The sequence below is a fragment of the Aequorivita marisscotiae genome (assembly GCF_029814825.1).
In the GTDB taxonomy this organism is placed as follows: Bacteria; Bacteroidota; Bacteroidia; order Flavobacteriales; family Flavobacteriaceae; genus Aequorivita; species Aequorivita marisscotiae.
The window spans coordinates 83,047-104,881 of the sequence record NZ_CP122379.1 but is presented as its reverse complement, the minus strand read 5'-3'; the positions used below and the strand labels follow the sequence as shown (position 1 = coordinate 104,881).

Here is a 21,835-nt window from a genome sequence, read left to right as displayed (position 1 = left end):
TAACTTTTTACTGCAATTATGCCTCTGCATCTAAAGTGTCGGTAACAACATAATACCGTGGATCTTCAATGGAGTTTTCAATAATGGTATCAAATTCCGGATTCCATTTTAAAAGTAGCGCCTTGCAGTCTGGACTCAGATGTGTTAGCTTAATTTGTCTGCCGCTATCTAAATATTTATTGGCAATATTTCGCACTGCCTCCACACCCGAATGGTCGGAAATCTTTGATTCTATAAAATCAATTTCCACAGAATTTGGATCGTCAGACACATCAAATTTTGTATTGAAAGCGGTAGTGGAACCAAAAAATAAAGGGCCCCAGATTTCGTAAACTTTTGTGCCATCGTCTTTAATTCGTTTGCGTGCGCGAATTCGCGTAGCGCTTTTCCAAGCAAAAACGAGAGCGCTCATAATTACACCTACAAATACGGCTATTGCCAAATCCTGCCAAACGGTTACAGCCGAAACGGTAATTAGAACAACTGCATCAGCAATTGGAATTTTGTGCAATATTCTAAAGCTGCTCCAAGCAAAGGTGCCAATTACCACCATAAACATTACGCCTACTAATGCCGCAATAGGTATTTTTTCAATGAGTGGTGCACCAAAAAGCACAAAACATAAAAGCGCAATTGCCGCGGTAGCGCCCGATAGTCTGCCGCGTCCACCAGAGCTCACGTTGATAATTGATTGCCCAATCATGGCACAACCGCCCATCCCACCGAAAAGTCCGTTTAATATATTTGCGCCGCCTTGAGCAACACATTCACGATTGCCGCTACCGCGGGTTTCGGTCATTTCATCAATTAAATTTAGCGTCATTAACGATTCAATTAAACCAACGGCAGCCAATAGAAATGCCGTGGAAAGTATTAAATCCCAATGCCCACTTAGGGTATCAATAAACGTAAAAATCTGGGTTTGGAAAACAGGTAGGGATCCTTTTAGGCCACTTCCTCCACCATCGCGAATAAAGGAGCCTACGGTACTCACATCTAAATTTCCGAAAATGGTAATACAGGCTACCACAATTATTGCAATAAGGGCTGCGGGTAGTTTCTTGGTTAGTTTTGGTAGCCCGAACATAATTGCCATGGTAAGTCCGACCAAGGCTAACATTACCCATAAATCCATGCCAGAAAGCCATTGTGGAACCGTGCCGCGACTTTCTTTAAAAAGTCCTAATTGCGAAAGAAAAATAACAATGGCCAAGCCGTTTACAAAACCCATCATTACTGGATGCGGAATTAGCCGAACAAATTTTCCGAGCCTAAAAACACCTGCCATTATTTGAATGGCTCCCACAAAAAGAAGCGTTATAAACAACCATTGTAGTCCGAGATATTCTACTGGATCTGCCAGTGAAAGGCCTACTTCGTTTCCCTTTTGAATTAAATGGACCATGACCACAGCCATAGCGCCAGTAGCACCAGAAATCATTCCAGGGCGGCCGCCAAAAAGTGCGGTTACAAGCCCCATAATAAATGCGCCATAAAGCCCCACCAACGGGTCAATTCCGGCAACAAACGCAAAGGCAACCGCTTCTGGAACCAAAGCCAAGGCTACCGTTAATCCGGAGAGGATATCGTTTTTAGGGTTTTGGGTAAACGATAATAAGTATTTTGCGAGCATTTAGTTATTTTTTAATTAAAGGCGGCAAAGATATGATTTTGAAAATGAATGGGCTTAAAGTTAAAAATTAAGTTTGTTTATCTTCAGTTTTGGTTTTCACATTAAAACTAGGTGCTACATAATCCTTAGGCAAATAATCTGAAGGAATTGTGGTTGCGTTGCCATCGCGGGCTGCACGATAATGGGGTGAGAGTATTTCTATGCCGCGCTCATTACAAACATCCTGTATATTTTGATGCAAATCTGAGTAAATTGTAGCTTGTTTATTGGCTTCCCGAACGTAGGCATTAATTTGATATGCCACATAAAAATCTTCTAAACTAGTTTGTAAAACAAAGGGTTTGGGTTCTTTTAAAACTAAATCGGTGCGCAATGCAGCTTCAATTAAAACTTCGTACATATCTTTCCAAGGTACATCGTATCCTATAGTTACCGTAGTATGAATTATAAGCCCTTTAGCGGGAGCGTCACTGCTGTAATTAATGGTATGGCTATTCATTACCGTGGAATTTGGAATGGAAATAATTTCATTTTTAGCCGTACGTACACGTGTTACCAACGACGATTTTTCAATTACATCGCCTGTAACTTCGCCAATTTTAACGCGATCCCCAATGGTAAACAAACGCATATACGTTAATACCAAACCAGCAATAATATTAGAGAGTGAACCCGCTGAGCCGAAGGTAAATAGAAAACCTAAAAAGACCGAAACTCCCTTAAAAATTGGCGATTCGCTTCCCGGTAAGTACGGAAAGATAACGATAAACATAAAGGCAATTACCAAAATTCTGATTATTTGATAGGTGGGGGCGGCCCAATCTGCATAAAACCCATTAATTGTTAAATTGCCTTTGGCTATTTCATCTTTTAAAAAGCTAATTCCTTTTAGGGCATACCTAAACACGATAATAATTACTAGAATGGTAATTAGGTTTGGTAAGTAGTTCCAGAAAGACATTAGAATGTTTTTCAGTGGGTTCAGAATATAACCAAACAGGGTATCTGCAAAGTGTTCGGTCCACGGAAATAAACCAAATAGAATAGGTAATGCAATATAAACGGCAATAAGAATTACAAACCACTTTATTAATTTATTCGCCAAAAGCAGTGCGTTTACCTGTCTTTTGGCATCGAATAAAACGTAGTTTTTGATTTTTATACCTTGAATTTTTTGGTTTTCTTGCAGTTGAATTTTATGAGCGGTCCAATTAAAGGCTTTTGAAATATAGTAGATCAATAGAATAATTACCAGCAATACTAATAGCGCGAGCCCAATTTGTTTGGCCAGGGTTGCAAAGCTGGTTTGGTCCCTATATTCCAAAACGGCCGCGGTTATTTTTTCGCGGTACACTTCTGCAAGCTCAGTTTTGGAGGTGTCGTTCCAAAGCGCATCGGTTTCTGAAATGCTCATAATTATGTTTGAATCCCAGACAATATCTTTTACAGTTTCGGCGTCTTCAACCTTTAATGAGTTGGCTTTAAAGTCGTAATTGTTTACTAACTTCTTTATTCTTTCCGAAATAATATCGGCTCGTTCCTTCGGAGAAAAACTGCCCAATTTGGAATAGAGCACAAAGAGGGTATCGTTAAAAAAGCCTATTACCGGAAACCCCTGCGTAGTATTTTTTAATGAATCTATTTTCGCCTTTTTGTTGGCTATGCGTGTTTTTTCTTTTAGCGTGAGGGCCGTAAGTTGTGCTTGTAGCTCTTCTTTCTTAAGGTTATCCGTAGTTTTTAACGCGTTAATCTGTGCCTCAAGATTACTTTTATTTATGGAGTCTTCTACCCGTTGTTTCTCAATTTCGGAAAGTCGTTTGTTGTAGTTTTCCAACAATGCGATATTAACGGAATCTTTTTTAACCGAAGCCGTGTCTTCCTGCGAATAACCTAGGGCTATGCTAAAGATTATTCCTAAAAAGGGTAAACATTTTTTGAACTGCTTCATACGCTTAAAATTTGGGCTAAAGTAATCAAAAAACCAAGCTGTTTACGCGCTTTTTACAAGTTTGAAAAATTTATAGGTTATTCTAATCCAAAGAGGAAGTTTAAGAATATGAATGCGTTAGCTGCAAAAGGCAAACAGAATATTACAATAAAAAAACCGGCAGCGGTTTTAGCCGTGCCGGTTTTGTAGTTGGAATACAATTTTTTAAATATCGTCAAATTCAATATCGGTAAAATTGCTGGTATCTGTCTTTAATGTTTCGTCTGTTGCTTTTGCAGCCACTGGTGTTTCGGTTTTTTCATTTTCATCTGCGGGCTGAGCGGGTTTGTAATCTTTTTGGTGGCGTTCGCTAATTACTTCTTCCCCTTTTTCGTCTATAATATAATCTATCATTTCTGCTAGGGTATCTTTAAATTCACTAAAATCTTCTTTATAAAGATAGATTTTGTGTTTTTTGTAATGATAGGAACCATCGTCGTTGGTAAATTTTTTACTTTCAGTAATGGTTAGGTAAAAATCCCCCGCCTTTGTAGATCTTACGTCAAAAAAATAGGTGCGTCTGCCGGCGCGCATTACTTTTGAAAAAATTTCTTCTTGCTCCATCGTATAGTGCTCACTCATAATTTCTGTTTTTTGCTTAGGTTGTGCCAAAAATCCAAAAAAAATCCAAACTTGCCAAGGTAAATTTACATTTCTTTTTCCAAGAGTTGTTTGGCGTAAAGTTCTTTGTAATATCCTTCAGAATTTACCAGCTCATTATGCGTTCCATTTTGAATTATCTTACCGTTTTCCAATACTATTATTTTATTTGCGTTTTTAACCGACGAGATTCTATGGCTAACAATGAGGGTAGTTTTATTTTTTGAAATTTTATATAAATTTTGAAGAATTTCCTCCTCCGTTTCAGTGTCTACCGCCGAGAGGCAATCGTCAAAAAGCAAAATCTGTGGATCTTTAATTAACGCGCGTGCTATGGAAACACGTTGTTTTTGTCCTCCGCTCAATGATATGCCCCGTTCGCCCAGAACGGTGTCGTACCCTTTAGAAAAACCAATTATGTTTTTGTGCACGGCCGCATTTTTTGCAGCTTCAATTACTTCTTCTTCTACAGCATTTTCCTTTCCAAAACGAATATTATTGCGAAGTGTATCGCTAAACAGAAAGGCGTCCTGTGGCACATAGCCAATACTATCGCGCAAATTATCGAGGTTGAGGTTTTTTATGGCTTTGCTATCAATTTTTAACATGTTTTCTTCTACGTCATAAAGCCTTCCTATTAATTCTAGAATGGTAGATTTACCCGAACCCGTATTGCCAATAATAGCCAAGGTTTCGCCTGGTTTTACCGTAAATGAAACATCTTTTAGCGCCGTTATTCCCGTATCTGGATAGGTAAAGGAGAGCTTGTTAAATTCAATTAAACCGTTTATAGGAGTGCTTTCTGAAACTAAATTTTGAATGTCAGGTTCGGTTTTCAAAAATTCGTTTATACGTTTTTGCGAAGCTTCGGCCTGTTGCACCATAGAGGTTACCCAACCCACGACTGCAACGGGCCAGGTGAGCATATTTACATAGATTAAAAACTCAACAATAGTTCCAAATTCGGCAATTTGGCCATTAATATACCGTGTGCCACCAATATAAATAACCAGAATGTTACTAACGCCAATAAGCAACATCATTAGCGGAAAAAACAGAGCTTGAACTTTTGCCAGATCTATATTTTTTACTTTGCTGCCTTCTGCGAGCTCTTCAAAATTAGTATTGGTACGAGATTCTATTCCATAGGCTTTTATTACGGCTATTCCGCTAAAACTTTCTTGTGTAAAGGTGGTGAGTTTTGAAAGGTATTGCTGTACAATTGTGGTACGCCTGTTTATTAAAACGCTCAATCTGTAAATAGCAATAGACAAAATGGGCAATGGCGCAATAGCGTACCAAGTTAAAACTGGGGCTTTGTAAAACATATAGCTAATTACCACCACAAATAAAGTAATTGTGGTTATGCTGTACATTAATGCAGGGCCTACATACATACGTACTTTTGAAACATCTTCGCTAATGCGGTTCATTAAATCGCCTGTACGGTTTTGTTTGTAAAAGCCAAGATGTAGTTTTTCGTAATGCCGAAACACTTCGTTTTTAAGATCGTACTCTACATATCTGGAAACCACAATAAAGGTTTGGCGCATCATAAAAGTGAAGAACGCCGAGAGTAATGCGGCACCTAAAAGCAATAGGATATTAATAAGAAGCTGTTGCTCTACAACGCTTATACTTGATATTTCACCATTTAAGTACTGTTTTACCGAGGTTACCGAATCGCCTACTTTCATTGGTACTACCAATTTAAAAACAGTGGCGATTACAGTTATAAAAACGCCCAAGAGTAGGCGTCCTTTATATTTTAAAAAATATTTATTTAGATATTTTAATTCTTTCATTTACTCTATTTGAGTTATTGCACACACTATTGTTACCCTGCAAAATATGCTGCCCACACTACGCCTCATTTTATAGATTTGTGTATTATTTAAATATTCTTAAATTATAGGTCGATGCTTTGTGAAATTAACAACAAAGGGTTACTTTTGCACCGCCGTTTTAAAGGATATATAATATAATAAATAAGCTATGGTAACCGAGGTAATAAATACGAATGAACTTCATAAAATGGACCCCGTTTTTGGGCAAATGTCCTTTGACAATCACGAGCAAATCGTTTTTTGCAATGACAAAGATACTGGTTTAAAAGCAATAATTGGTATTCACAATACCGTTTTAGGACCAGCGCTTGGCGGTACTAGAATGTGGAATTACACCAGTGAATGGGAAGCCCTGAACGACGTGCTTCGCCTATCGCGTGGTATGACGTATAAAAGCGCAATTACAGGTTTAAACCTCGGCGGCGGAAAAGCTGTTTTAATTGGAGATGCAAAAACACAGAAAACACCCGAACTAATGTTAAAGTTTGGTGAGTTTGTACATTCCTTGGGCGGTAAATACATAACTGCAGAAGATGTGGGTATGGCAACCTCAGATATGGATTTGGTGCGTACGGTAACTCCGTATGTAACAGGTATTTCTGAAGCAAACGGCGGAGCCGGAAATCCATCCCCAATTACTGCGTACGGGGTGTTTATGGGAATGAAAGCTGCGGCAAAATATAAATTTGGAAGCGATGTTCTTGAAGATAAAATAGTGTATGTTCAAGGAATTGGCAATGTAGGCGAAGCTTTGGTTGAAAATTTAAGCAACGAAGGCGCCAAAGTTTATATTACCGATATAAATCAAGAGCGTTTGGAAGAAGTTCGCGATAAGTACGGTGTTCAGATTTACGGTGGCGATAACATCTACAAAGAAAAAATGGACATCTATGCGCCTTGCGCACTGGGAGCTACCATAAACGATATTACCATTAACCAATTAAATACTAAAATAATTGCGGGCGCTGCCAATAACCAGTTAGCTGAAGAACAAAAGCACGGAACCATGCTTCGTGAAAAAGGTATTGTGTACGCACCAGATTTTCTTATAAACGCTGGAGGAATTATTAATGTATATGCTGAACTAGAAAATTACGACCGAAAGGAAATAATGCGTAAAACTGAAAATATATACAATACTACAATCGAAATTTTAAAGAAAGCCGATACCGATAATATTACTACCTATCAAGCAGCATTTAACGTGGCTCAAGCCCGAATTGATGCAAGAAAAAATGAAAAATAACATTCTTTTTTCTTAAAACACTATCTTTGCAACGCACAGGATGTATCTTGTGCGTTGTTTCTTTAAACCCGTTCTTTCAAAAAATATATGCTTACAAGAAGACATATCCGCGTAAAAGTTTTGCAATCCGTTTATGCTTATAATCAGCGTCCCGATCCGAATATTGATATTCAGGAAAAATTTCTACTACACAGTATAGACCAAATGCAGGATCTGTATTTATTGTTGATTCAGTTGCTATTGGCCATGCAGGATCAAGCCGAGAGTTTTTTAAGCCGCTCCCAAAAAAAGCACCTTGCCACGGCAATAGAAAAAAATCCGAGTCGCACCTTTGTCGATAATAAGTTACTGAAAATAATTGCCGACAACACTACTTTTTCTGATGTAATTGAAAAGAAAAAACTCAATTATTGGCAGTTAGATAACGAATACGCAGTTTTGCTTTTTAACGAACTGCGTCAATTAGATTGGTACGAAACCTATCTGACTTTAAATGAAACTACATTTAAAGAAGACAAAGATTTTGTACTTCGTGTTTACAAAGAAGTGATTGCGCCCAATGAAAAAATCTACGAATATCTGGAAGACAAACGCCTAACGTGGATAGATGATTTTCCAATAGTGAACACGGCAATTGTTAAAATGCTCAGCAAACTTTCAGAAAACAACGCTTCAGCACTGTTGGTGCCTAATTTGTATAAAAATTCTGAAGACCGCGAATATGCACTTCAACTTTTTAGAAAAGTAATTTTAAACGACACTAAGTTAAACGTACAGATTGAAGGTAAAACTCCAAACTGGGATCAAGAGCGAATTGCCGATTTAGATTTAATAATTCTAAAAATGGGTATAGCCGAATTTCTATACTTTCCTTCAATTCCAGTACGAGCTACCATCAATGAGTATTTAGAGGTTTCCAAAGAATATTCAACCCCCAAAAGCAGTATTTTCGTCAACGGTATTTTAGATAAAATTGTAAAGGAATTTGAGGAAAATGGAAAACTTAATAAAATTGGGCGGGGGCTTCAATAAGAGTAAAAAAATCCTTATTTTTGGCGTGCTAAAAACATAAAAAATCTAAATTATCATGAAAAAATCAGTTTTATTAGTAGCAATACTATCTGTTTTTGCCTTTTCATCTTGTAAAGACAACGCTGCAGACAAAGTAAATGAAGAAAACATTGCTACTGCAGAAGCTCGCGACGCAGAATCGGGCAAATTTCCTGTAATTACTTTTGAAGAAAGTCAGTTCGATTTTGGAACTATCGATCAAGGAACTAATGTGGAGCACGTTTTTAAATTTAAAAACACGGGCGAAGCACCTTTAATGATCGTAAACGCAAAAAGTAGCTGCGGTTGTACTGTGCCAGAATATACCAAGGAGCCAGTTGCACCAGGAGAAGAAGGTCAATTGTTGGTGAAATTTAACGGTAGCGGCCAAAACCAAGTTAGTAAAACAGTTACCCTAACTACAAACACAAAAGCTGGAACCGAAACTTTAACCATTAAAGCGTTTGTAAATCCTAAAGCAGGTGCGGCGGCTGCACAACCAATAAAAACCCCAACATCCTAATTTATAAAGCTTAGGAATAAATAATTGCTATGGCAGAAATACAAAATTTTTTACCTATAATCCTATTGTTTTTGGTAATGTATCTTTTTTTGATACGCCCACAAATGAAAAAGGCCAAACAGGAAAAACAGTTTGTCGCTCAACTTAAAAAAGGCGATAAAGTTATTACCACGGGTGGTTTGCACGGTAAAGTACTTGAACTTTATGACGACGGCACTTGCATTATTGAAAGTGGAGCCGGAAAAATGAAGTTTGAACGTTCTGCCATTTCTATGGAAAGAACGGCAAAACTAAACGCACCAGTGAAGGAAAAGAAATAGGTAAAACTAAAATTCCAAAAGAAAAGCACCAAACTTCAACTTGAAATTTGGTGCTTTTTTTATTATTGGAAATCTTAAAATTTACTCCTCTTCGTTTTTAAATTTTGAAAGATCCTGGGCGGTAATTTGTGCAATATTTACAATTACCTCTACCGCTTTTATCATACTTTCAACCGGCACATATTCAAACCTTCCGTGAAAATTGTGCCCGCCTGCAAATATATTTGGGCACGGAAGCCCCATAAAACTTAATTGCGACCCATCCGTACCGCCGCGTATTGGCTTAATGAGCGGTTTTATATTTGCTTGTTCCATCGCCAGTTTGGCAATTTTTACAATGTGCATTACAGGTTCAATCTTTTCGCGCATATTAAAATATTGATCCTTAATTTCAACAGAAATAACCTCCATTTCAAATTGTTCATTTAGCTCGTCTGCTAATTGCTGAACCATTTGTTTTCTGGCTTCAAAATGCTTTTTATCGTGATCGCGAATAATGTATTGCAATTTGGTTTCATCTACCGTCCCGTTAATATTGTGAAGGTGAAAAAAACCTTCGCGACCCTCGGTGTGTTCTGGGGTTTCAAGTCTAGGTAACGAATTTATATAGTCTGTGGCAATATACATGCTGTTCACCATTTTGCCTTTTGCGTATCCCGGATGAACAATTTTTCCTTTTATGGTAACTACGGCCCCAGCAGCATTAAAATTTTCGTACTCAAGCTCGCCTACTTGGCTACCGTCCATGGTATAAGCCCAATCTGCCCCAAATTTTTTCACGTCAAATTTATGTGCTCCGCGGCCAATTTCTTCGTCGGGAGTAAAGCCAACACGTATTTTTCCATGCTTTATTTCGGGATTGTTTATAAGGTACTCCATAGCCGAAACTATTTCGGTAATACCCGCTTTATCATCTGCTCCCAAAAGGGTGGTGCCGTCTGTTGTGATTAGGGTTTGCCCTTTGTAAAGCAACAAATCTTCAAAATAATCTGGCGAAAGAATAATATTTTGCTCCTTGTTGAGAACAATATCCTTTCCATTATAATTTTCAACTATTTGCGGATTTACATTGGCGCCGGTAAAATCTGGCGAAGTATCAAAATGCGAAACAAAACCAATAACAGGAACCGGATGCGAAACGTTAGAAGGCAAAGTTGCCATAATATAGGCGTTTTCGTCTATAGTAACGTCTTCCATCCCAATGGCTTTTAATTCGTCGGCCAGGGTATTGGCAAGGTTCCATTGCTTTTTGGTGCTAGGTGTGGAGTTGCTGTTTGGATCGCTTTCAGTATCAATTTTTACATACCCGGTAAAGCGGTCAATAATATGTTGTTTTTTAATCATAACTTTATATTTACTCTGCAAAATAACGCATATTCAAAATAACAAATACATTGTTTGTGTATTTTTGTAGCACATTTTTTCAACTATGTACAAAAGTATTATTCGTCCTATATTTTTTCGATTCGATCCTGAAAATATTCATCATTTTACATTTACCTTAATTCGATTTTTTAATAAAATTGGCTTCGGAAGTCTTTTCCGAAGTATGTATAAGGTAGAAAATCCGAAGTTGGAGCGCGAAGTTTTTGGGTTAAAATTTCCAAATCCCGTAGGTCTCGCAGCGGGTTTTGATAAAGATGCAAAGTTATATAAAGAACTTTCAAATTTTGGTTTTGGCTTTATTGAAATAGGTACCGTTACGCCAAGACCGCAACCCGGAAATGAAAAGCCACGATTGTTTCGCTTAAAGGAAGATTCCGCAATTATAAATCGGATGGGTTTTAACAATGGTGGAGTAGATGAAGCGGTTGAAAGATTGAAGATGAACTGTCACTCGGAGCCCTTCAACTCCACTCAGGACAGGCCCCATGGAAGGGTTTTGATCGGAGGAAACATAGGCAAAAACAAAATCACTCCCAACGAGGAAGCTGTAAACGATTACTTTATTTGCTTTGAAGCACTTTTTGATTATGTAGATTATTTTGTTGTAAACGTAAGTTCGCCCAATACGCCTAATCTTCGCGCGTTGCAGGAAAAGAAACCATTGACAGATTTGCTGCAAACACTTCAAGATAGAAATAATTTAAAAGCAAAACGCAAACCAATTCTTTTAAAAATTGCGCCAGATTTAACCGATGAGCAACTTTTAGACATTATTGAAATTGTTGCCGTAACCAAAATTGACGGTGTAATCGCAACCAATACAACTATTTCGCGCGAAGGGATTTCTTCAGGAAACAGAGAAGAAATGGGCGGCCTAAGTGGCAAACCTCTAACGAAGAGAGCAACTGAGGTAATCCGTTTTCTTTCTGAAAAAAGCAATAAAAGTTTCCCGATAATTGGGGTTGGGGGCATTCATTCTGCTGCTGATGCTTTGGAAAAACTCGAAGCCGGCGCCAGCTTGGTGCAGCTTTATACAGGTTTTATTTATGAAGGACCGGGATTGATAAAGCAAATTAACAAAGCGATATTGAAAAGACATAGGACTTGAAGACTTAAGACGTAGGACAATTTTTATAATAATAAAATGACATTAAATATATATCCCGAATTCAATGAACTGCGAGTCTTAAATCTTACGTCTTTTAGCGCAGCGGTCTTACGTCTTATTTTATGCTCGAAACGCTAATTTCTTTTTCAATCGCCACTTTAGCGCTAGCCATTTCCCCAGGGCCAGATAATATTTATGTGCTTACGCAATCCTTGGTAAATGGAACCAAAAGCGGTATTGCTACAACTGCTGGTTTAATAAGTGGTTGCATTGTACACACTACACTTTTGGCTTTTGGTATTTCTGCAATTATAACTGCTTCCGACAACATGTTTTACGCTATAAAAGTTTTGGGAGCTTGCTACTTGGTTTACTTGGCCTATAAAGTTTACAAAAGCGATGTGAATATTTCATTGGCAGAAAATGCTCCTAAAAAATCATACGTCCAACTTTTTAAAACAGGGGTGATAATGAATTTGGTTAACCCAAAAGTGATGATATTCTTTTTGGCCTTTTTCCCTGGTTTTCTGTGGAATGAAACCGAAAATACGGTCATTCAATTTTATATTTTGGGAATTACTTTTATGGTAGTTTCCTTTTTAACTTTTAGCACAATTGCCCTTGCTGCCGGTAGAATTTCAAGCTTGCTTAGGGACTCAAAAAATATGGGGGTAGTTTTAAAGTGGCTGCAAATACTGGTATTTGTAGGTATTGCTGTTTTTATATTAATTCCATAAACCTATTAATTTTTTAAAATTGAAAGATTCCTGCCTGCGTAGGAATTGCTATCTTTGAACCAATGCAGCACGTAAAAATTATAGAATGTCCGCGCGATGCCATGCAAGGCATTAGAGATTGGATTCCCACCGATCAAAAAGTGAAATATATACAGTCGCTTTTGCGCTGTGGCTTTGATACAATAGACTTCGGAAGTTTTGTTTCCCCGAAGGCAATTCCGCAAATGCAAGACACTGCCGAAGTACTTTCAAAACTAGATCTATCAACGACCAAAAGTAAACTGCTTGCAATTATAGCCAATCTTCGCGGTGCCGAAGATGCGGTAAAACACCCTGAAATTGATTATTTGGGATATCCTTTTTCCATTTCAGAAAATTTTCAAATGCGCAATACGCATAAAACTATTGCGGAGTCTTTAGTAATACTTCAAAATATATTAAATCTCGCCCATAAAAATAACAAGGAAGTGGTTGCCTATTTATCTATGGGCTTCGGAAACCCCTACGGCGATCCTTGGAATGTTGACATAGTAGGCGAGTGGACGGAAAAGCTTTCAGGCATGGGGGTAAAAATACTTTCGTTAAGCGATACCGTGGGTTCATCCACTCCCGAGATTATTTCATATTTATTTAGTAATTTAATACCCAAATATCCCCACATAGAGTTTGGCGCGCATTTGCACACCACGCCAACGGCTTGGTACGAAAAGGTGGATGCTGCCTATAAATCCGGTTGCAGAAGGTTTGATGGTGCTATTCAAGGTTTTGGTGGTTGCCCGATGGCAAAAGATGAGTTAACGGGAAATATGCCCACCGAAAAAATGCTGAGTTATTTTACGGCTGAAAAGATTTCGAGCAATATTAATCCTATGTCTTTTGAAAGTGCACATAACGAAGCAACAAAAATTTTTACTAAATACCATTGATTATGAATAAAACAATATTTTTTGCAATTCTTCTGGGATATTTCGCGGTAGGCTGCTCCTCAGTGAAACCTACGGTTAATGAGCAAAATAAAGGTGATGAGACAGTTACGCTAAAATTTGTTCAAATTAACGATGTTTATGAAATTGCACCCTTAAGCGGTGGCGAATACGGAGGTTTGGCACGAGTAGCACATATTCGGGATTCAATCAAAGAAAAATTTCCAAATACCTATATGTTTTTAGCAGGCGATTTTTTAAACCCTTCTTTAATAGGAACACTAAAAGTAGATGGCGAACGTGTAAATGGCAAACAGATGGTGGAAGTGCTTAATGCGATGGAGATAGATTTGGTAACATTTGGCAACCACGAATTTGATTTGGACGAAGACGATTTGCAAAAAAGATTAAACGAATCAACTTTTGAATGGACGTCGGCAAACGTGCGCCAAGTTTCTGAAGGTGGAAACAAATTTTTTAAAAGCAAACAAAACAACACTACAGTTCCAGCAACAGATTATTCAATTTTTAAAGCGAATAATGCAGCCGGTAATAGTTTAAAGTTTGGAGTTTTTGGGGTAACATTACCATCAAACCCCAAAGATTATGTTTTTTACGGCGATATTTATAACGAAGCTGAAAGAGCATATAATTTGGCCTTGCAGGAGTCAGACTTTGTTGTAGGGCTCACCCATGTAGCGATTGATGAAGATATTGAAATTGCAAAAAGAGTAGGATCAGTACCGTTAATAATGGGCGGACACGAACATTTTAACATGTTGGAAAAAGTTGGCAATACAATAATTAGCAAAGCAGATGCCAATGCTAAAAGCTTGTATGTACATACATTTACATATAATTTAAAAAATAAATACCTCCAGCTAGATTCTGAATTGGTAATGGTAACCGATAAGATAGCGTCTTCGCCAAAAGTAAAAGCTGTGGTGGACAAATGGACTGAAATTGTAGATGAAAAACTAAAGGAAGTAGTTGAAAATCCAGAAGAAGTTATTTACACCGCCACAATTCCATTAGATGGCACAGACACCCCCAGCCGAAGCAAACAAACCAATTTGGGTGAGTTAATTGCGCGTTCAATGGCGTATTCATATAATAATGAAGTGGCAGGCGCTTTAGTAAATGGTGGCTCTATTAGAATTGACGATAAACTGGAAGGCGATATTACAAGTATAGATATTTTTAGAGTGCTTCCCTTTGGTGGAAGTGTGTTAAAAGTAGCTTTAAAAGGAAAGCTATTAAAGGAAATATTAGATTATGGCGAATTACAGAGTGGTGAAGGAGCGTATTTACAGCGCTATAATTTTTCAAGAAATAATAAAGGTGCTTGGCAAATTGGCGATGGCATTGAAACTATTGTCGATTCAAAAACATATACCGTAGCTTTTAGCGACTTTTTGCTGAAAGGATTGGACATACCTTTTTTAACTCCCGAGAATAAAGGCATTGTAAAAATTTATTACCCAAAAGATTCTGAAACACCGGCCGATATCCGAAAAGCAATTATATATTATTTAAAGTCGCAAAAAAACTAAGAAATGAAAAGAGTTATAAAAATTGTATTAATAGTAGCGCTCATTGCACTGGTGGCAATTCAATTTATTCGTCCTGAAAAAAATAGTGGCGGATATGAAAATGTTACACTATTTGAAACAGAAACAAAACCTTCGGCAAAAGTAGCTGCTATTTTAAAAGAAAACTGCTACGATTGCCATAGTGATCAAACGGTATATCCGTGGTATGCCGAAATTGCTCCAATGTCATTTTGGCTCGACGATCATATTGAGCACGGAAAAAAACATTTCAATGTTTCGGCTTGGAACGATTATACCCTTAAAAAGAAAGAGCACAAACTAGAAGAACTCGTTGAAATGGTTGAAGAGGGTGAAATGCCCTTGGAATCGTACACTATCCTACACGGCGATATTTCCGAAGCGGAAAAAAAACTATTGCTGCAATGGGCAGGGGTAGCAAGACTTCAATATAAGCAACAATTGGAGGTTTCCTCAAACCAATAATTTTTAAAGTTTATTTAAATTTGTTCTAAATAAACTTGTGAGGTTTATTTTTCACTATTATTTTTGCGGCTGAAAAACCAATCTATTTTAATTCAGTCTAAATAATAACTTAAATGAAGAATTTAATTCTTTCAATATCAGTTTTATCAGTACTTCTTTTCGCATCTTGCTCATCCGATGACGATCAGCCTATCGTACAAAATACAGTTGAGGCTCCCGCTACCTACACTTTTATGCGAGGTGCCGAGTCCACAGTTAGTTTTAACGGACAGACAACCAGAATATTAATGGCAGGAGAAACATCGAGTGCATTTACCGATTTTGATAATAGTACGGAAGCCTCAGTGCTTGCAATGTTCAATCACCAGGCGGGAAACAACGATTTTAGCGACGCAGATCTTAACGCATCCGATAAAAATCTTAGAAGCAAAACTGCAGCTTCCTACGATTATTTCTTTACAAATACTTCTGAAAGTGCTGCTATTAAAGCTACTTTTGACTCGTACATTTCTGCACAATTCAACGAGGTATTTCCAAACAGAATGACGGTAGCTTCGCCAGGCGTTGCCGGTCAGATTGCCGATGGCACTAAAACACGTTACGTAAATGGCAAAGGCTTAGAGTATAATCAAGCATTTGCAAAAAGCCTTTTAGGTGCCTTGATGACAGACCAAATGTTGAACAACTATCTAAGTACCGCTGTTCTCGATGAAGGAGATAATCGCGAAAAAAACGACAATAATATTACCGAAGAAGGCAAAACCTACACTACCATGGAGCACAAGTGGGATGAGGCTTATGGATATCTGTATGGAGCATCTGCAAATCCTGAAAATCCAAATTTAACCATCGGTGAAGACGATAAGTTCTTAAATGAATATGTTGGTCGAGTAAATGATGATCCAGATTTTAATACCATCGCGGCAGAAATATTTGATGCCTTTAAATTAGGTCGTGCGGCAATTGTAGCTAAAAATTACGAGGTGCGTGACGAGCAGGTAGCAATTATTCGAGAGAAAGTTTCCGAAGTAATCGCCGTGCGTGGTATTTATTATTTACAAGCTGGCAAAAACAAAATAGTAGATGGCAATCGCGAAGGTGCTTTTCACGCACTTTCAGAAGCGTACGGTTTTGTTTACAGTCTCCGTTTCACCAGAAGTTCTGATAATAGTACCCCACTTTTTACGAGAACCGAGGTTGACACCTTATTAGATTTGTTAACTGAATCATCCAATAACGGCTTCTGGGACATAACTCCAGAAACCTTGGATGCGGTATCGGAAGCTATGGCGGAGAAGTTCGACTTCACCGTTGCGGAGGCCGGTAGTATGTAATTTAGTAATTTTATAAACAATCGGTCAGTTATTCTGGCCGATTGTGTTTTTAATTAAAATATTTTATGATGAAATTTTTAAAACTAGGAATCCTTTTGGCAATTATAGCTGTGGCAATTTCAGCTTGTTCCAGCGATAATGACGGCCCTGCAGAAACTAACGATAATTTTGATCGGGGCGCTATGCTCGCCAATTGGGCCGATAATATCATCATTCCGGCATATACAAGCTTTAACTCAAAAGTAGCTGAAATGGAAGCTGCCACCGCTGCCTTTAACGCAGCACCCACAGTAGAAAATCTGCAATCGTTGCGTGCGGCCTGGAAAGATGCTTATGTGTCGTTTCAACATGTTTCTATGTTTGAAATTGGTAAAGCAGAGGATATCCGTTTTAGAAATCGTTTAAACGTGTACCCTACAAAAGTGGCACAGATTGAAGATTTCATCGCCAGCGGTACTTATGATTTCAACTTGCCTTCTACTATAGACAAACAAGGTTTTCCGGCTTTGGATTATATGCTGAACGGTCTAGCCGAAAATGATGCCGAAATTGTAACTTTTTACACTACAAATTCCAATGCTGAAGGGTACAAAAACTACCTTTCAACCCTTTCGCAAACCATAAAAAGTTTAAGCAGCGAGGTGCTTGCTAGCTGGACAGGTGGCTATCGCGATACCTTTGTGACAAATACAAGTTCATCGGCTTCCGGGGCGGTAGATAAGCTCACGAATGACTATATTTTTTATTTTGAAAAAGCGCTTCGGGCAGGTAAAGTGGGTATTCCCGCAGGAATATTTTCAAACGGCACTTTGCCACAAAACGTAGAAGCTTTTTACAAAAAGGATATTTCAAAAGAACTTTTGCTGGAAGCTATTGATGCCAGTGTAAATTTCTTCAACGGGAAAAGTTTTAACGGAGCCACCCCTGGACAGAGTTTTAAAACATATTTAGATTATTTGAATACTATTAAAAATGGTGAAAATCTAAGTGCTTTAATAAACAATCAATTCACAGTTGCAAAAAATAAAGCGAACGAGCTTAATGCCAACTTTGTGCAGCAGATTGAGACCGATAACTCAAAAATGCTCGAGACTTACGACGAATTGCAGCGTTTGGTAGTATTGCTAAAAGTTGATATGATACAGGCTTTGGACGTAAATATAGATTACGTTGATGCCGACGGCGACTAATGTTTACAGCCTTTCAAACATATTTTAGAAAACACACACAGGCCGCACCTCTCGCGGTCTTTCGTGTTCTTTTCGGATTTATGATGGCTTTGTCCATTGTTCGTTTTTGGATGAATGGTTGGATTGAAAAACTTTATATCCAACCCAAATTTTTCTTCAGTTATTATGGTTTTGAATGGATAAAGCCAATTGGCGATTACACATATCTTTTATTTTTAATCTGTGGAGTTGCAGCGCTGTTTGTGGCTTTGGGATATAAATACCGAATTGCAATAATCGTTTTCTTTTTAAGCTTCACCTATATTGAGTTGATGGATAAAACCACTTATCTCAACCATTATTATTTTATTAGCTGCGTTGCGTTTTTAATGATTTTTCTTCCCGCAAATGCATACTTTTCGGTAGATGCCTACAGAAATCCCGAAAAAGCCTTTCAGCTTGTTCCAAAATGGACGGTGGACAGTATTAAGCTTATGTTGGGTACCGTGTATTTTTATGCAGGTTTGGCAAAACTGAATAGCGATTGGCTCTTTAACGCTATGCCGCTGAAAATTTGGCTTCCCTCCAAATACGACCTTCCTTTTTTGGGAGACTTGATGCAGCAGCAATGGGTGCATTACGCTTTCAGTTGGAGTGGTGCCTTGTATGATTTAGCTATTCCCTTTTTATTGCTTTATCGGCCTACGCGTTGGTTTGCTTTTGCCTTGGTCGTAATTTTTCACGTAATGACGCGGGTTTTATTTCCTATCGGAATGTTCCCCTATATAATGATTGTTAGTACGCTTATCTTTTTTGACGCGGGTTTTCATCAAAAAATAATTCGTTTTATTTCAAAATTATTGCGAATTGATTATTCTAAAATGGTAGCATTGTCCCAAACAAAGAAATACCGTTTTAAAAGAAATATTGCCCTGCCAATTTTAGCTGTGTTTTTCGTGATTCAGCTATTGTTTCCGTGGCGCTATTTGGCGTATCCCAACGAACTTTTTTGGACGGAAGAAGGCTATCGTTTTTCGTGGCGGGTTATGTTAATGGAGAAAGCTGGATATGCACAATTCAAAATAAAAAATACTGAAACGGGAGAGCAATTTTTAGTAGATAATACAGATTTTCTGTCGCCATTTCAGGAGAAGCAAATGAGCACCCAACCGGATTTTATATTGCAATACGCACATTTTTTGGGAAATCATTTTAAAGCCCAAGGTCACCAAAATGTAGCGGTGTATGCAGAAAGTTACGTAGCACTTAACGGCAGGTTGAGCCAGCCCTACGTAAACCCAAATACAGATTTGATGAAACAACGCGAATCCTTCCGAAGAAAAGATTGGATTTTGCCATTTAACGATACCATTAAAGGATTTTAATATAATACAATGTTGAAAAACGCCTTATTTTTATTATTCGTATTTGCAAATATTTCGGCATTTGCACAATTTTCTGTTTCCGGAAAAGTGATTTCAAAGGAAACCAAAACGCCTATAGCCTATGCCGAAGTGTATATTCTCGACCTCGGAAGGTCTAAAGTAAGTGATGCCGAAGGAAATTTTGAATTTCTTGATATTCCCACGGGAACTTATGAATTTGCGGTTTTCAATTTGGAATATGAAGTTCTAAAAAACCAACTAACCATTTCGGAAAATACTGCAATTACCTTTGAATTGGAATTGCTGGGCGAGCAGCTTTCCGAAGTACTGATCACAAAACGTAAAGAGGAAATTTTTGCTTTGCGAAATCTAAAACAGGTAGAAGGCACTGCCATTTACGCAGGGAAAAAGAGCGAAGTGGTTATGGTAGAAAACCTTACCCTTAATACGGCAACAAACAACGCGCGCCAGATTTATGCGCAGGTTGTGGGGCTTAATATTTATGAAAACAACGACGGCGGTTTACAGTTGAACATTGGCGGACGCGGTTTAAACCCAAACCGAACCGCAAACTTTAATACACGCCAAAACGGGTACGATATTTCGGCAGATGTTTTGGGCTATCCCGAAAGTTATTATACGCCACCGGCAGATGCTATTAGTGAGATTGAAGTAGTGCGGGGCGCGGCATCCCTTCAGTACGGAACGCAGTTTGGCGGATTGATAAATTTTAAATTGCACCAACCCAATTCGAAGAAAAAAATAGAATGGGTTTCCCGACAATCCTTAGGTTCGTATAACCTTTTCAACAGTTTTAACAGCCTGGGCGGCACAGTGGGGAAGTTTGGCTATTACGCATATTACAACTTTAAAACAGGCGACGATTTTAGGCCAAATTCTGAGTTTGATTCGCACAACGCCTACGCCCATTTGGAATATAATTTTTCTGAAAACACAAAGCTCGCTTTTGAAATGAGCTATTTAAACTATTTGGCACAGCAGCCGGGAGGACTTACGGATAGTCAGTTTGAGGAGGATCCAACATTTAGCAACCGGACACGGAATTGGTTTAAGGTAGATTGGAAGTTGTATTCGTTGCGCTTGGACCACAGTTTTTCTGAAAAAACAGATGTAAGCATTAATCTTTTTGCGCTGGATGCGTTTAGAAAATCTGTGGGTTTCCGTGAAAACAGGGTTTCGCAGCAGGATAATTTGGATGCGCCGCGAGAATTGATTTCTGGAAATTTCAATAATTGGGGTGCCGAGGCTAGACTTTTAACGCACTATAATTTATTTGGAAAGGAGCATGTGGTGCTGTTCGGCGGAAAATATTACCAATCCAACAATAGCGAACGCCAAGGCCCGGGAACCAATGGTAGTGACGCAAATTTTGATTTTGCTTCGGAAGCATTTCCGAATTATCCCCGCCAAAGCGATTTTGAATTCCCGAACCTGAATTTTGCTGCTTTTGGAGAAAATATCTTCAACCTTACTCCAAAGTTTTCGGTTACGCCCGGTTTCCGATTTGAATATATAAAAACACAGAGTAAAGGGGAGTACAAAAAAATAAATTTCGACATTGCTGGCAATCCAATTTTAAACGAGGATATTGCAGATAACCGCATGTTTGATCGTGCTTTTGTGCTTTTGGGAGTGGGGTTGAGCTACAAACCCGTGAAATCCTTAGAGGTGTACGGAAACCTTAGCCAGAATTACCGATCGGTAACTTTTAATGACATTCGGATTACAAATCCTTCTTTGGTAGTGGATCCAAATATTACCGATGAACAAGGTTACACTTTTGATTTAGGCGCACGCGGCAGGGTTGGCAAATACCTTTCGTATGATATCGGTGGATTTTTTCTAAGTTATCAGGATAGGTTAGGGGTTATTGTTCGCGAAGTGAGCGATATTCAAGAGGAGCGCTTCCGTGGTAATATTGGCGATGCGGTTACCTATGGTCTGGAAAGTTTTATAGATTGGAATATTATGGAAACCTTTTCAACAAACCGAAATTTCAGGATGAATTATTTCGTGAATCTGGCATTAACCGATAGCGAGTACACTTCATCCGAAGAAAATAATGTGGAAGGCAAAAAAGTGGAATTTATTCCTGCAATCAATCTAAAAACGGGTCTTGGTTTCGGCTATAAAAACTTTTTGGGAAGTTTGCAATATACATATTTGAGCAAGCAATTTACCGATGCCACCAACAGCGGGCGTGATTTTGAAAGCCAGAGCGGTATTGTTGGCGAAATCCCGGCTTATGATATTCTAGACCTTTCACTTTCTTACACCTTTGGCCGGTTTAAGTTGGAAAGTGGAATCAACAATGTGTTGGATAATAGCTATTTTACACGAAGGGCTACTGGCTATCCAGGCCCTGGAATTCTTCCCAGCCAACCGCGTACTTGGTATGCTACGGTGCAGGTGCGATTGTAAAACAATCCATAATTCATAATTCATAGTTCATAATTCTGAATTAATTACCGTACATTTGCACGCAATTAAGCCATAATCACATTCCGATCCTGTTACTTCTACCGTTAAG

The 21,835-nt window shown here is 38.3% G+C and carries 18 protein-coding genes; 13 read left to right on the top strand and 5 right to left on the bottom strand.

What is annotated here, in order from left to right:
- Nucleotides 1-16: 16 nt before the first annotated feature.
- The 4 genes from QCQ61_RS00505 to QCQ61_RS00490 all read right to left on the bottom strand — a co-directional run bounded on the left by QCQ61_RS00505 (nt 17) and on the right by QCQ61_RS00490 (nt 6,025).
- Nucleotides 17-1,633, bottom strand: a complete 1,617-nt coding sequence (locus QCQ61_RS00505) for a SulP family inorganic anion transporter (RefSeq protein ID WP_279448755.1) — start codon at nt 1,631-1,633, stop codon at nt 17-19.
- Nucleotides 1,634-1,700: 67 nt separating this feature from the next.
- Nucleotides 1,701-3,581, bottom strand: coding sequence for a mechanosensitive ion channel family protein (locus tag QCQ61_RS00500; protein ID WP_279448754.1), 1,881 nt, complete (start codon nt 3,579-3,581; stop codon nt 1,701-1,703).
- Nucleotides 3,582-3,785: 204 nt separating this feature from the next.
- Nucleotides 3,786-4,202 (bottom strand): PUR family DNA/RNA-binding protein, encoded by a 417-nt coding sequence (locus QCQ61_RS00495; protein ID WP_279448753.1) that lies wholly within the window; start codon nt 4,200-4,202, stop codon nt 3,786-3,788.
- Nucleotides 4,203-4,267: 65 nt separating this feature from the next.
- Nucleotides 4,268-6,025 carry an ABC transporter ATP-binding protein gene (locus tag QCQ61_RS00490; protein WP_279448752.1) on the bottom strand — a complete coding sequence of 586 codons (1,758 nt, stop codon included), beginning with the start codon at nt 6,023-6,025 and terminating at the stop codon, nt 4,268-4,270.
- 190 nt (nt 6,026-6,215) lie between these two features.
- Here QCQ61_RS00490 and QCQ61_RS00485 point away from each other — a divergent pair, with 190 nt between their 5' ends.
- The 4 genes from QCQ61_RS00485 (at nt 6,216) to yajC (ending at nt 9,206) form a co-directional block, all read left to right on the top strand.
- Entirely contained in the window at nt 6,216-7,313 is a 1,098-nt protein-coding gene (locus QCQ61_RS00485; protein ID WP_279448751.1) for a Glu/Leu/Phe/Val family dehydrogenase, read from the top strand.
- Between the two features lie 87 nt (nt 7,314-7,400).
- A complete protein-coding gene (gene nusB, locus QCQ61_RS00480; protein ID WP_279448750.1) occupies nt 7,401-8,345 on the top strand; it encodes a transcription antitermination factor NusB in 945 nt (314 codons plus the stop codon).
- Nucleotides 8,346-8,400: 55 nt separating this feature from the next.
- Complete coding sequence (locus QCQ61_RS00475; protein WP_279448749.1) at nt 8,401-8,886, top strand: DUF1573 domain-containing protein; 486 nt, start codon at nt 8,401-8,403, stop codon at nt 8,884-8,886.
- A gap of 29 nt (nt 8,887-8,915) precedes the next feature.
- Nucleotides 8,916-9,206 carry a preprotein translocase subunit YajC gene (gene yajC / locus QCQ61_RS00470; RefSeq protein WP_279448748.1) on the top strand — a complete coding sequence of 97 codons (291 nt, stop codon included), beginning with the start codon at nt 8,916-8,918 and terminating at the stop codon, nt 9,204-9,206.
- An 81-nt stretch (nt 9,207-9,287) separates the two neighbouring features.
- On the opposite strand, the gene pepT is transcribed toward yajC, so the two are convergent.
- Complete coding sequence (pepT, locus tag QCQ61_RS00465; protein ID WP_279448747.1) at nt 9,288-10,550, bottom strand: peptidase T; 1,263 nt, start codon at nt 10,548-10,550, stop codon at nt 9,288-9,290.
- An 85-nt stretch (nt 10,551-10,635) separates the two neighbouring features.
- Between pepT and QCQ61_RS00460 the strand changes: the two genes are divergently transcribed.
- From QCQ61_RS00460 to QCQ61_RS00420, 9 genes are all read left to right on the top strand, one after another.
- Nucleotides 10,636-11,700 (top strand): quinone-dependent dihydroorotate dehydrogenase, encoded by a 1,065-nt coding sequence (locus QCQ61_RS00460; protein ID WP_279448746.1) that lies wholly within the window; start codon nt 10,636-10,638, stop codon nt 11,698-11,700.
- Between the two features lie 122 nt (nt 11,701-11,822).
- A complete protein-coding gene (locus QCQ61_RS00455) occupies nt 11,823-12,437 on the top strand; it encodes a LysE family translocator (protein ID WP_279448745.1) in 615 nt (204 codons plus the stop codon).
- 62 nt (nt 12,438-12,499) lie between these two features.
- Nucleotides 12,500-13,363: a hydroxymethylglutaryl-CoA lyase gene (locus QCQ61_RS00450; RefSeq protein ID WP_279448744.1), complete on the top strand. Its 864-nt coding sequence runs from the start codon at nt 12,500-12,502 to the stop codon at nt 13,361-13,363.
- 2 nt (nt 13,364-13,365) lie between these two features.
- Nucleotides 13,366-14,913 (top strand): bifunctional metallophosphatase/5'-nucleotidase, encoded by a 1,548-nt coding sequence (locus tag QCQ61_RS00445; RefSeq protein WP_279448743.1) that lies wholly within the window; start codon nt 13,366-13,368, stop codon nt 14,911-14,913.
- Nucleotides 14,914-14,916: 3 nt separating this feature from the next.
- The gene (locus tag QCQ61_RS00440) at nt 14,917-15,396 is read left to right on the top strand and encodes a heme-binding domain-containing protein (RefSeq protein WP_279448742.1); all 480 of its coding nucleotides are present in this window, start codon (nt 14,917-14,919) and stop codon (nt 15,394-15,396) included.
- A gap of 113 nt (nt 15,397-15,509) precedes the next feature.
- Nucleotides 15,510-16,730, top strand: a complete 1,221-nt coding sequence (locus QCQ61_RS00435) for a DUF4856 domain-containing protein (protein ID WP_279448741.1) — start codon at nt 15,510-15,512, stop codon at nt 16,728-16,730.
- A 65-nt stretch (nt 16,731-16,795) separates the two neighbouring features.
- Nucleotides 16,796-17,920 carry an imelysin family protein gene (locus tag QCQ61_RS00430; RefSeq protein WP_347814822.1) on the top strand — a complete coding sequence of 375 codons (1,125 nt, stop codon included), beginning with the start codon at nt 16,796-16,798 and terminating at the stop codon, nt 17,918-17,920.
- Nucleotides 17,920-19,284 carry an HTTM domain-containing protein gene (locus QCQ61_RS00425; protein WP_279448740.1) on the top strand — a complete coding sequence of 455 codons (1,365 nt, stop codon included), beginning with the start codon at nt 17,920-17,922 and terminating at the stop codon, nt 19,282-19,284. Before QCQ61_RS00430 ends, QCQ61_RS00425 begins: the two co-directional genes overlap by 1 nt.
- Before the next feature lie 9 nt (nt 19,285-19,293).
- Complete coding sequence (locus tag QCQ61_RS00420) at nt 19,294-21,726, top strand: TonB-dependent receptor domain-containing protein (protein ID WP_279448739.1); 2,433 nt, start codon at nt 19,294-19,296, stop codon at nt 21,724-21,726.
- The last annotated feature ends 109 nt before the right edge of the window (nt 21,727-21,835 follow it).